Origin of the sequence: Delftia lacustris (assembly GCF_040267515.1) — a bacterium.
GTDB lineage: Bacteria > Pseudomonadota > Gammaproteobacteria > Burkholderiales > Burkholderiaceae_C > Comamonas > Comamonas tsuruhatensis.
This window is the reverse complement of the sequence record NZ_CP141274.1, coordinates 3,709,854-3,722,182: the sequence shown is the minus strand read 5'-3', so window position 1 is coordinate 3,722,182 and position 12,329 is coordinate 3,709,854. Positions and strand designations below refer to the sequence as shown.

Annotated in this window: 10 protein-coding genes and 1 pseudogene; 8 read left to right on the top strand and 3 right to left on the bottom strand. The window is 58.3% G+C overall.

The genetic code is table 11. From position 1 onward, the window contains the following. Window positions 1–122 precede the first annotated feature (122 nt). A pseudogene (locus U6958_RS18385) lies at window positions 123–1,380 on the top strand (IS3 family transposase). A 320-nt stretch (window positions 1,381–1,700) separates the two neighbouring features. Next, on the top strand, window positions 1,701–2,639 hold the full coding sequence (locus U6958_RS18380; protein WP_227468600.1) for a glycosyltransferase family 2 protein: 939 nt from the start codon (window positions 1,701–1,703) through the stop codon (window positions 2,637–2,639). Between the two features lie 266 nt (window positions 2,640–2,905). Here the strand turns inward: U6958_RS18380 and U6958_RS18375 are convergent, their stop codons facing one another. The 3 genes from U6958_RS18375 to U6958_RS18365 all read right to left on the bottom strand — a co-directional run bounded on the left by U6958_RS18375 (window position 2,906) and on the right by U6958_RS18365 (window position 6,687). Continuing rightward, a complete protein-coding gene (locus U6958_RS18375) occupies window positions 2,906–4,426 on the bottom strand; it encodes a hypothetical protein (RefSeq protein WP_074923254.1) in 1,521 nt (506 codons plus the stop codon). A 161-nt stretch (window positions 4,427–4,587) separates the two neighbouring features. Next, window positions 4,588–6,000: a heavy metal sensor histidine kinase gene (locus tag U6958_RS18370; protein ID WP_016446930.1), complete on the bottom strand. Its 1,413-nt coding sequence runs from the start codon at window positions 5,998–6,000 to the stop codon at window positions 4,588–4,590. A 3-nt stretch (window positions 6,001–6,003) separates the two neighbouring features. Beyond that, complete coding sequence (locus U6958_RS18365) at window positions 6,004–6,687, bottom strand: heavy metal response regulator transcription factor (RefSeq protein WP_034400186.1); 684 nt, start codon at window positions 6,685–6,687, stop codon at window positions 6,004–6,006. Window positions 6,688–7,630: 943 nt separating this feature from the next. On the opposite strand from U6958_RS18365, the gene U6958_RS18360 reads away from it, so the two are divergent. From U6958_RS18360 to U6958_RS18335, 6 genes are all read left to right on the top strand, one after another. Continuing rightward, on the top strand, window positions 7,631–8,080 hold the full coding sequence (locus U6958_RS18360; RefSeq protein ID WP_143044640.1) for a hypothetical protein: 450 nt from the start codon (window positions 7,631–7,633) through the stop codon (window positions 8,078–8,080). 26 nt (window positions 8,081–8,106) lie between these two features. Then, complete coding sequence (locus U6958_RS18355) at window positions 8,107–8,442, top strand: hypothetical protein (RefSeq protein WP_016446932.1); 336 nt, start codon at window positions 8,107–8,109, stop codon at window positions 8,440–8,442. Beyond that, window positions 8,439–9,851: a TolC family protein gene (locus U6958_RS18350; protein WP_016446933.1), complete on the top strand. Its 1,413-nt coding sequence runs from the start codon at window positions 8,439–8,441 to the stop codon at window positions 9,849–9,851. Before U6958_RS18355 ends, U6958_RS18350 begins: the two co-directional genes overlap by 4 nt. A gap of 32 nt (window positions 9,852–9,883) precedes the next feature. Further along, window positions 9,884–11,296, top strand: a complete 1,413-nt coding sequence (locus U6958_RS18345; protein WP_034400187.1) for a multicopper oxidase family protein — start codon at window positions 9,884–9,886, stop codon at window positions 11,294–11,296. Window positions 11,297–11,328: 32 nt separating this feature from the next. Next, window positions 11,329–11,832: a plastocyanin/azurin family copper-binding protein gene (locus U6958_RS18340; RefSeq protein ID WP_016446935.1), complete on the top strand. Its 504-nt coding sequence runs from the start codon at window positions 11,329–11,331 to the stop codon at window positions 11,830–11,832. A 121-nt stretch (window positions 11,833–11,953) separates the two neighbouring features. Then, the gene (locus U6958_RS18335; RefSeq protein WP_016446936.1) at window positions 11,954–12,295 is read left to right on the top strand and encodes a copper-binding protein; all 342 of its coding nucleotides are present in this window, start codon (window positions 11,954–11,956) and stop codon (window positions 12,293–12,295) included. Window positions 12,296–12,329 lie beyond the last annotated feature (34 nt).

Below are 12,329 nucleotides of genomic sequence, written 5' to 3'. Positions count from 1 at the left end.
CGGGTGTGAGGAAGAAAGCCCGCATGTGTGCTGCGCGCAGACTTCGAAAATTGTGAGATAGCCCCCTGATTTCCCGGCCCGTCCTGTCGCTTATCTTTGGAGATAGGAACAGGACTGTGCACATGACTAGGCATACGGAGTCAGTAGAGGTAGTTGTTAAAGACCAGCGCCGCAGGCGCTGGTCCCTCTCGGAGAAGGCGGCCCTGGTGCGCCGCACTTATGAACCAGGCATGAGCGTTTCGCTGGTCGCTCGCCAGGAGGATGTCTCGGCAGGGCTGCTGTTCCAGTGGTGCAAGCTCGAGCGCCAGGGTGCGTTGACCGCAGTGTCTGCTGGTGAAGCCGTGGTGCCGGCATCCGAGTTGGCGGCTGCCCGCGCGGAAATCGCCAAGCTCCAGCGCGTGCTCGGTAAGAAGACTCTGGAGAATGAAATCCTCAAGGAAGCCGTGGCATACGCCGCAGAAAAAAAGTGGATTGCGCGCTCGCCCTTGTTGCCCGGGGACGACCAGTGAAAACGGTCTGTCGGACGGTGGGGCTGGTGCGCTTGCATGTGCGCGATCTGCTCGGGCGCGATGAAGACTGGACCGATGGTCGCAGCCACCGCACGCCCACTGACGATGCCGGGCTGCTTGCTGAACTGCGCCAGGAGATTGCGCAACTGCCCAGCTATGGCTACCGACGTGCCTGTGCCTTGGTCGACCGCCAGCGCGCTGCACAGGGTGCACCGAAGGTCAATGCCAAGCGCGTCTATCGCGTGATGGCCGCAGCCGACCTGCTGCTGCCCAAAGCACCACACCGACGCCAGTCCGCACGCACCCATGAGGGCCGTGTGACGGTCTCGCGCAGTGACCTGCGCTGGTGTTCCGATGGCCTCGAAATCAAGTGCGACTCGGGCCAGACCGTGACGGCCACCTTCACGAAGGACTGCTGCGACCGCGAGGTCATGGCCTGGCGGGCCTGGGAAGGCAAGGGACTGCCAGGCGGCCGGTGCGCGAGATGCCCATCGAAGCCGTCGAGCGTCGCTTTGGCACTGTGGAGGCGGTGCCGGCAGGCCAGGATCTGGAGTTCCTGAGCGACAACGGTGGGGCCTACATCGCAGCCGATACCAGAGCACTGGCGCGTTCGCTGGGCCTCAAGCCTATCAACACGCCCGTGTGCAGCCCGCAGAGCAACGGCATGGCCGAGAGCTTCGTGAACACCTTCAAGCGCGACTACGTGGCCCGCATGGACCTGCGTGACGCGCGGACAGTGTTGGCGCAACTGCTGGTGGCCTTCGAACACTTCAACGAGGTGCATCCGCACTCGTCGCTGAACATGCGTTCGCCTCGGGAGTTCAGGCGGCAGCAGGCCACAGGGTCTGACCGCGCGCTTTATTGCGAATAGGGCGGGGCCAGGAGTGTGGGGGCAACATCAATTGGATGCATGTCACTACATCGTGAAAAATGAATTAAATGTAATTCACGCATCAGCCGGTAGTTATCCTGAAGTCCTACGATTGGCGTTGTTACGATTGTAGAAGAGGCGTCTCTATGAATTCCGATATGGCTCGACTAGGTAGACGCGCAAACAACAAGCGCAACTTCGCCAGTCCGAGGTACCTATACCGTCGAGCCGGAGTTAGGCCGGTTCAGTCATCGATGCATGAGTTGGGGGATGCTATTGGAACGTCTCGGGCAAATTCGTCGTCGAAGCGCTTGCTCTCGGTGGTGGCTCCCGTTTTTAACGAGGGTGACGGGCTGCTTCGCTTTCACAGCAACCTTGTTGCTGCGCTAAAAGTGACGGGACGGGACTACGAGGTCATTTATGTGAATGACGGAAGCAGAGACGCGACCGGTACGGTGCTGGAGTCGCTGCGCGTCCTGGATAGACATGTGGCAGTGGCGCATTTCAGTCGGAACTTTGGCAAGGAGGCGGCTATGACGGCCGGGCTCCACCTTGCCCAAGGCGACGCTGTGATCTTGATTGATGCAGACCTGCAAGATCCGCCGGCCTTGATTCCGAGCATGGTCAAGGTCTGGGACGAGGGGGCAGATGTCGTGATCATGCGCCGGCGCTCTCGTGCCGGAGAGACTTGGTTCAAGACCTTCACCGCCTACGCTTTCTATAGGGTCTTCAACTGGGTCTCAGAGACTTCTATGCCTGCTGATGTAGGTGATTTCCGCTTATTGAGTCGGCGCGTTGTCGAAGCCATCAACCAGCTTCCCGAGCGCAATCGCTTCATGAAGGGGATATTTGCCTGGGTGGGATTCGATGCAGTGACGATCGACTACGATCGTGAGGTGCGTCAGGTTGGATCGACGAAATGGGGCATGCGCAAGCTGTGGCGATTTGCAGTCGAGGGGATCGTCGGGTTCTCTGCGGTCCCACTGAAGATGGCGACGTACATAGGCATTGGTTGCGCTCTTGCATCCCTTCTTTATGGAGTCTACTTTCTGACCAAGACCCTATTCTTCAGCGAAGCTATTGAGGGGTTTCCAGTACTCATCATCACTGCGCTCATTTTGGGGGGTGTTCAATTGACTGCAATCGGAATTCTCGGTGAATATGTGGGACGTTTGCTGGTCGAGTCAAAGGGGCGCCCACTTTACTTGCTCAAGGATTTCCATCCGGCGGCATCGACGCGTGTACCGAACAGCCGATGATTAGAAGTCCATGCTCGCGACGCAAGAGCAGTGCAATTTTGAATTGCCCGAGCTGCACGGGTTTGACAGGTTGAGTTTCAATTCGGCTTATTCGTGCATGAGCTTTTTTTAGTATCTCGCATCACTGTTGTTCGCATTTTGGTGACAGAGGATCGGTATGACCGCAAGTCATTTTTGTGGACAGAAATTGAGACAGGGTGAGTCTTGAGTAGCTCTGCCACATTGGCCATCGAAAAGCCCATGGGAGACAAAAAGCAGTTACCTGATCAGTGAGAGCTTGAATCTGCACTCTTGAGCTTGAAGGGGAGAACATTTTCAGGAAGGATTCGGTTCCATTCTTCCCGGAAAAGTTCTCGAGGTACTGTTTTTCGATATGCTTCGTTGAAGTTTTCTTTGGCGTAGAGTTGGATCATCCAGTTCTGACGGCCACCAGCTTGCTTCAAGCTGAAAAATTTGTGAATGCCTACCTCCGCAATCGTGGGGCTCACATCTTCAAAATCTTCGCATGAAGCCACCGTGTAGGGCATGGTGTCTAGCCATGTGAGGTCAAGATTTGCGTTTGCCATCTTTGTTCGCACACCCTCTGCCAGCAAGTCTGCCGATGTGCCAAACAAGTACCAGTCTTCGAGTGTCACGACCAGTGGGAAGATTGGCCTGTCGTTTCGCGGCCAATGCGTGTGGCCTCCCAGTGCATCAGCGATGTTCTTGTAGAGCTGTACGACCGCTTTCGCTAGATAATCCACTTGTTGCCCAATGATTAATGGATCAACCGCTGACTTGGCTCCCGCGGTCATACGCTTGGCTTTACATTCGATAAACAAGTTCGCCTGGTCGTCGGTTAATATCCAGTCCACACCGTCTTTCCGATCTCGCCCCACCTTGTACTCACGTTCCTCGTAGATCGTGAAGGGAGAGCTTTGGAATGTCTCGCGTAACACTTCGCCCAAGTAGGCTTGAAACGAGGCGCCGAATGGGTTGTTGAAGCCCTCAGCTGCGGTGATTTCGTAGAAGAGGCCTTGGCTCGCACGTTTCAAAACGTAATAGGGAATGGGGCAATGGAGGCGCTCAGGGTGCATGGGATCCAGACCTACGAGTGGTTTGGCTTCAAGCGGGTTCCATGTGTACATCCAGGTATCGTCGTACCTGGCTGCGTCACTGACTTTTTCGCGGAGTTCTTCGAAGGGTTGCGATAGTTTTTCAAAAACCGTCTTGGATCGATCTAGTTCTATGCCAAAAGGGCGGTAGTCTTGGTGGGCGGATATCCCGCATTCTTTCTGCAAAAGGCCTGCAGCGGCAAAGCCCACGAAAAACCATTCCTTCGTGCAGACCCCTGTCTCGCGCACAAGAAGGTGCTCGACGTCAGGCGCTGAAAACAGCTTGAAGTAGCGCATGAGCGGATTAAACTGACGCTGGCGCTGCCAGGGAAACTGAAGCTGACCCGTTGGAGCCAGGCTGTTGTACGCTCGCTCTGGCGTCATGTGGGCGCCTGCCATGTCATTGTCGACCTGTCGCAACAAATTGACTACGTGTGCCATGTTTTGCCATGGGCGAAGACGGAGCTTTCCTTCTGGTGTGGCGTTCAAGATAATTTCGCGTGCCAGTATGGCGATCTCCCACTTGTAAATAATTTGCTTGAGCTTGGTGAAGCTCTGGCCAGTCCATACCCTCTCATTGGAGGAGGGGAGGTCAACTGCTTGAAAGTACCACCATATATCCTCGATGGAGCCCCGTAGGTTGTACCTGCGCAGAAGGTTGCGAAGCGGCTTGTATTGAGGGTAGTTGTGCAAGGTGTGAGCTAAATTGGAGCAGCAAAGGGTCAAGAGACCGCATCATTTTGCAGCGGTCATGGCCATGGTATCCGCGTCGGATTATTTCTGACCGGAAATGATCGAAAAAAGGATGTTCGTCCTACGGGTCCATGGGGCCACCCTCTGCTTCTCGACTTGATTCAGGATTGTGGTTTCTCCCGCCGGCGGGGAAATTTCAAGGTGAAGCAGGTACGTCCATGGGATGACGTTACCGCGACGCTGCCACCATGGGCTTCAGCGATGGCACGCGTGATGGCTAAACCCAGGCCACTTCCATCGGACGTGGGATGGGCTCGCGAAGGGTCGGCACGATAGAAACGATCAAAAAGACGTGGCAGTACTTTAGAATCTATGTCTTGCCCTGAGTTTTCAACCGACACGGATGTAATTCGCTTGACCTCGACGATTTTGATCGCGATCTCTCCCGACTCCGGCGTATAACGCAGTGCATTGGACAGCAGATTGCTGACTGCGCGCCGGAACATCAGACGATCACCTTCGATGGATCCATCGCCCTGGACCGTAAGTCGAACACGCTTTTCATCGGCAACGGCTTCATAGAATTCTTGCAAAGCTTGCGCTTCCTGGCGTGCGGAGAAAAACTCACTGCGTGGTAAGCCCACTCCTCGCTCGGTTTTGGCCAAGAACAGCATATCGGACACCATGCGCGCCAGGCGCTGAAACTCCTCAGCATTGGATGCCAGGATATCTCGGTACATGGCTGCGTCCCGCCTAGCTGAAAGTGCGACCTGTGTCTGTGTCAACAGGTTGCTGATAGGCGTGCGCAATTCGTGAGCCAGATCCGATGAAAAATCAGTCAGGCGCTGGAAGTCCGTTTGCAGCCGGTCCAACATGCGGTTGAGTTCCTGAGCAAGATCGGCCATTTCTACTGGCACGGCATCCACAGGCATGCGCTCGGTCAACTGCTGACTGGTGACTGCGGCCGCGCGGGATCGCATCTCGCGAAGCGGGGCCAGCCCTTGGCGCGCTGCGACCCACGACAGAAGGCCGCACAAGAAGATCGCCGTGGCTAAATAAAACACCAGACTGCTACGCAGTCCATTCATGAACTGGACGTGGTGCTTGGTGTCTGCTGCGATCAGAATTCGCAGTGAAGAGTCTGAGTAGGCCGTGGCAACTGCGAAGTGCAGGGTATGAAATTCTGCATCATGGCTACGCAACACGCCAAAAATGCCCGCCGCATCGGAACTCAAGTCCGCCCCGCGTGAAATGCTCTCGGGCCAATCCTCGGTTGACTGAAAGACAATATTCTTCTGTGCATCCTGCACCAGGATGTACAGATCATGGTGGTAGTTCAGTGCCTCATGCAAGCGCGAGCGTGTGTCGTCAAGCGAGTTGGAGTTGCTCAATATTTCCTGGATCAACTCCTTCTTGTCTTGCAAAACCATTTGGTCCAGATTGACGAAGTACCGCTCGTTCTCGACCAGGAACAGGAATCCCAACCCCAGAACGACGGCAGCAGCGACCACTGTGAAAAACAATGCCAGACGCTCGGTCAGGGTCAATTTTTTGAGCAGGCGATCCTTTGGCATCGCCTAGTGGTCCTCAGGCACGTCCAGTACATAGCCCATACCCCGCACAGTCTGGATCAGCTTGACTGGGTGGTCGTCATCAACCTTGGCGCGCAGGCGGCGCATGGCTACCTCAATGACGTTGGTGTCACTGTCGAAATTCATGTCCCACACCTGCGATGTGATCAATGATCGGGGCAGCACTTCACCGTGGCGACGCATCAGGAGTTCCAGCAGGCCAAACTCCTTGGCCGTCAAGTCTACGCGCTTGCCATTTCTGGAAACCCGGCGGCGCAGCAGGTCCAGCTCCAGGTCGGCCACACGCAGCATGTTGCTTTCGGTGTTGACATGACCGCGCCGCAGGATGATGCGCACTCGGGCCAGCAGCTCCGCAAAAGAGAAGGGCTTGACAAGATAGTCGTCAGCGCCCAACTCCAGTCCCTTGACCCGGTCTTCCACATGGTCGCGGGCGGTCAGGAACAGTACGGGCATTTGCAGCCCTCTGTCACGCAGGGACTGCAGTACTTGCCAGCCGTTGAGGCCCGGCAGCATCACATCCAAGATCACCAGATCGTACTGGCCATGCAATGCCATGTGCAGTCCATCGGTGCCGTTGGGCACCAGATCGCAAACGTACCCGGCTTCACTCAAGCCCTGTCGCAGGTACTCGCCCATCTTGGGCTCATCTTCGACGATGAGTATCTTCACTTGCTCGCTCCATTCTGTGATTTGCAGGAGTGTGCCCAACTTGAAGCCCTCTGACAGAAAGATAAGAAAAATGTAATTAATGCCACAGCTGATCGAAAGGTGATCCCCCCAAAATTTTCGTATCACGAAAGCACAAATTCTTTCGGAGGAGAGCATGCCCGTTTGCGACCTCGTGCGAGCCATCAAGGACCTACTGCCTTGGTCTGCTGCGTAGAAGGTCGCACAAGCGACCTCAGATAGCTCTGTGCTTCGGACTTCACGGGCCGCGAAGGCTCAGGATTCGTCTTGCACTGGTGTTTACCCGATATTCGCGGAGGAGTTCGCGCCATCTGGGGGCGGCATCACCGACTGCATAGGTCGGATAGACCCCCTGCCGAGCCACGATGGGAAACCCTTGGAGCGAGGGAGTGCCGTCAGAAGCGGCCGCGGTCAGCGCTCCATCTCGCACAAAAAATCCATCAAGAAGGTGCCGAGATGCGTACAGGTATTCGCATCCATCGGGGTCACTCTACCTACGACTTGTGCTGGAGTCGGCCGCGGCCGTAGATCCCTCTGGCATACACGGCCAACCATGAGTCTGAATCTCTTTCAGCTGCCCGTTCCCCAATCGAGGCCCTGCTGGAACGTGATGCGCTCAGCCCTTCCTGGCGCGCATTCCGCGCCCGCGTCGTCCCGGCGAGCTTCGGCCCTCCGAACCCCATCGCGACACGGGGCGCCGCCCGGACAGCCCTTCCTCGCGCTGAGATCAAGGCCTTCCATGCAAATTTCTGCACCACCAGCCATGTGCGCTGCAGTCACAGACATGCGCGATGTAACTGTTCGTGGATGGCTGCATACGCTCCATCAGCCCCTTCCCGCATACGTACGTTGGAGGTGGAGGAACACATGGGCAGCCAAGACGTCTGTTTGCATGCGTTGCAGGTCGATCGCTTCGGAGGAGAGCATGAAACCACCACAAAGTTTTTTGATTTCATCGCGCTGTATCAGCGCCTTGGCCCTATTCGCCGCGCTATGGAGTCATGCGGCACGGGCCGACCTCATCGTGGCGCCTCATCCCAATTTCGATGCCACAGCAATTGACACACTGTTTCTGCTCGGCACACCTGGCGCCTCGGGGCTGGTGTCGTCGCGCATGTCTGGCATTCCGATGTCGGATGCCAAGGGCATTCCAGGGAGGAGAGGACAGAGGCCATTGGACGATTTGGGGCCTGCTCCGCCGGGCATGGAAACATGCCTCACCGTACCGTGGTTGCAGACCTGCAGGCCACGCGTACCGACCGGTGCTGGTGGAACGGCCGATCAGATCGAAGCAACATTACTTAATGGTTACAGCAATGTAATGCTCTTCACATTTGCCCGAAAGGACGTTCTTTTCAGAATCTCTACATCGTGAGATCAGAGATTCTTCAAGAGGAGACCATGGTCATTCCAATTCCTTCACCTTCATTCAAGTCCTTGCTGCCGTGGACGCTTGTCCTGTGTGCGGGGGGGGCATTTGCCCAAGCTCCTGTGGAGGCTGCGGCGCAGAAGCCGACGCTGCCAACTCAGTTGCAGTACTCGTCTGCCGTGGGTGCCTACAAAGCCTATGCGGACCAACCGGTGCAGTCCTGGCGCGATGCCAATGATCGCGTGGGCCAAATCGGTGGCTGGAAGGCCTATGCACAGGAGATCAAGACGGGCGAGCCCGCATCCTTGAAGGATGCATCGCCCGGCGATCAGCCCCATGCAGGTCATCATGGAGGGAGCAAGCCATGAAGCTTTTGCGCACCAGATATGCCAAGTGGACGCTGTCCGCCCTCGGGCTGGCCGTGTTGACCGGTTGCGCCAGTGTCAGCCTGGAGCAGAACATCCAGCGTGCCAATGACGAAGCGGGCAGCTTCACCGAAGGCAAGCTCGCGCTGGCCAGAAGCCCTGAAGAGCGGGGTCAGCGTGCCCAAGCGGCCCAGGCCTTGCTGGCGCAGCCTTTGGGGCAGCAAGAGGCCGTCCGGCTGGCACTCGTGAACAGTCCGTCTCTGCAGGCCCTGATTGCGCTAAATTGGGCAGAGTCGTCCGAGGCTGCGCAAGTGGGCCGGATCTCTAATCCCATTTTCAGTTTCGGTCGGTCAACGTCTGGGCCGGAAGTCGAACTGGCGCGTGCGTTGTCGGTCGGTTTGCTGGATCTGCTGACTTTGCCATCGCGCTACGGCGTGGCCACGCGGCTGATCGAACAATCCCAGTTGCGCATGACGGGCGAAGTGGTGGATCAGGTCACCCAAGTGCGCCAGGCCTGGGTGCGCGCCGTGGTTGCCCAGCAATCCCTCCAGTATGCCAAGCAGGTCTATGCCAGCGCCGAGGCGGGGGCGGAACTCGCTCGGCGTATGGAGGCCGTGGGGAACTTCAACCGCATCACCCGGGCTCGCGAACAAGCTTTCTACGCCGACGCGGCCACCCGGTTGAGTACGGCACAGCACCAGGTCACTTCGAGCCGCGAGGAACTGGTGCGTTTGCTGGGGCTCGACGAAGCCCAGGCCCAAGCGCTGCGGTTGCCTGAGCGCCTGCCGGATCTGCCCAAGCAACCCCTGGATCCGCAGGCCATCGGTTCGCAAGCGACCCGGTCGCGCCTGGATATCCGCCTGGCCCAATCCACATTGGATGCGGCAGCCCGTGCCCAGGGTCTGAACATGGTGACCAGTTTCACCGACATCGAACTCTCCGGGCGCCGCAACACCACCTTCGACAACGCCGAGGGCGCTCGATCCACGGCCCGCGGCTGGGAGATCGCGGTTCGCCTGCCGATCTTCGATTGGGGCGGCATGCAGCGTGCGGCCATGAACGCCCGCACCTTGGCGGCGGCCAATCAGCTCGAAGGTACGGTCCGCTCCGCGGGCTCCAGCCTGCGGGAGAGCTATTCCGCGTACCGGACGGCCTATGACGTCGCACGCCATTTCCGTGACGAAGTGGTTCCACTGCGCAAGGTGATCTCGGACGAGAACCAGCTTCGCTACAACGGCATGCTGATCAGCACCTTTGAACTGCTGGCCGATGCACGGGACCAGGTCAGTGCCGTCGCGGCCGCCATCGACGCACAGCAGCAGTTCTGGCTGGCCGACGCCGCCTTGCAGGCGTCCTTGATCGGACGCCCCGCCAGTACCAGTCTGTACGTTTCCTCCAGCACGCCCGGCTGACAACGCCGGGCATTGATGCAAAGACCAAGCCTATGAAATCCAGAAGAGACTTTTTCAGGGCCGCCGGCATCGCTGGTGGCGCGGTGGCCGCCAGCGCGGTGAGCCGTGTAGCGATGGCAGCCCTGCCCGAACCGGTGATCCAGTCCAGTTCCGACACCATGGCGCCGCTGGTGCCCAATTCGGGCCGGCCCTACAACCCGGTAGTCACGCTCAATGGCTGGACTCTGCCGTGGCGCATGAACCAGGGCGTCAAGGAGTTCCACCTGGTGGCCGAGCCGGTGGTGCGCGAGATGGCCCCCGGCATGAAGGCTCACTTGTGGGGCTACAACGGCCAGAGCCCCGGTCCCACGATCGAGGTGGTGGAAGGGGATCGCGTGCGCATCTTCGTCACCAACAAACTCCCCGAGCACACCAGCATCCACTGGCATGGCCAGCGGCTGCCCAATGGGATGGACGGCGTGGCAGGGCTGAATCAACCCGCCATCCCGTCCGGGGAAACCTTCGTCTACGAATTCGTCGCGCGTCGGCCTGGAACCTTCATGTACCACCCGCACGCGGACGAGATGGTGCAGATGGCCATGGGCATGATGGGCTTCTGGGTCACCCATCCGAAGACCAAGCATCCTCTGATCGACGAAGTGCACCGGGACTTCTGCTTCCTGCTCAGTTCCTACGATATTGAGCCGGGGTCCGCCACGCCCAGAGTCGCGGAGATGACGAACTTCAACATGTGGACATGGAACAGCCGCGTCTTTCCGGGCATCGATTCCCTGAATGTCCGCCTCAACGACAAGGTGCGGATTCGCTTCGGCAACCTCACCATGACCAATCACCCGATGCATTTGCATGGTCATGAGTTCCTTATCACCGGCACGGACGGTGGACCGACACCCAAGAGCACGCGCTTGTACGAGGTGACCGCCGATGTGGCCGTGGGCCAGATGCGCCAGATCGAGTTCCTGGCCGACGAGGAGGGCGACTGGGCCTTCCACTGCCACAAGAGCCATCACACCATGAACGCCATGGGGCACGACCTGCCAACGCTCATCGGTGTGGACCACCGCGGCCTTGCCAAGCAGATCAACAACCTCGTCCCGGACTACATGGCCATGGGCGAGCGCGGGATGGCGGACATGACCGAGATGGAGATGCCCATTCCCGACAACACCATCCCCATGATGACGGGCCAGGGGCCGTTCGGCTCGGTGGAAATGGGGGGCATGTTCAGCGTGGTGAAGGTGCGCCGCGACCAGAAGCCCGGTGACTACAAGGATCCGGGCTGGTTCAAGCATCCCCCTGGCACGGTGGCACACAAGTACACCGGTCCCATCGCCGAGCCCGCACGTTTCAGCGCCGAGGGCGGGCAGTCCATGCCGCGCGTGCGCAAACCTGCGGTGCCCACCGAAGTCAAGGTGCGCAAGCCCAAGGCGCATGACGGGCACTGAGTTTCTTTTTCAATTCTTTCTGGAGAGCGTTCATGACATTCACACGGTTCACTATTTCTCATGTCTTCGCGATGGCGGTGCTTGCCGCATCGGGAGCAGCATTTGCTGCCGGTAACCACGCAGGTGGACATGCCCACGGACATGGTGCAAACGAAGAAACAGCCATTGGCAAGCCCGGTGTGGCCTCCAAGGCCACCCGGACTATCAACATCGACATGGCGGACACCATGCGATTCACGCCGTCGAGCATTCAGGTCAAGCAGGGCGAGACAGTCCGCTTCACGGTGAAAAACACCGGACAGGTCAAGCATGAGCTGAGCCTGGGCACCGAGAAGGAACTGCTCGAGCACCTCGAGCAGATGCGCAAGTTCCCCGACATGGAGCATGAAGAGCCCGGCAAGGTGACGCTGGCGCCAGGCAAGCAAGGCGAGATTGTCTGGCAGTTCACCAAGGCGGGCACCGTGAACTTTGCCTGCCTGATCCCCGGTCACTACGAGGCTGGCATGAGAGGCGTTGTCCAGGTCAGCAAGAAGTAAGGCATCGGCCAACCAGGAACTGGCAGCCGTGGTTCCTGGCGGCTGGCGCTGTCTTCTCCCATGACAGCCGATCCCGAGGAATGGATCGGCGGGATTTTCAACAGACCCACACGAGGAAATCATGAACACTATGCAAAAGATTCTGGCGACTACCGCCCTGGCCATGGGCGTCGCGATGCCCCTGGTAAGCCATGCTCAATCCACCCCTGCTCAGGGTCAGGCTGCAGCAACCCAGGCCAACATGTTGACCGATGGCGAAATCAGGAAGGTCGATGCGGACAACAGCAAGGTCACCATCAAGCACGGGGACATCAAGAACCTCGACATGCCCGGAATGACCATGGTCTTTCCCGTCAAGGACAAGAGCCTGTTGTCCGGTGTGAAGGCTGGCGACAAGGTGAAGTTTGTTGTCATCAAGGAGGGCGGAAAGATGGTTGTGACCGAGATTCGGCCCGCGTCCTGATTCCGGCCTCTAGTCGGACTGGTCATCGTTGCTG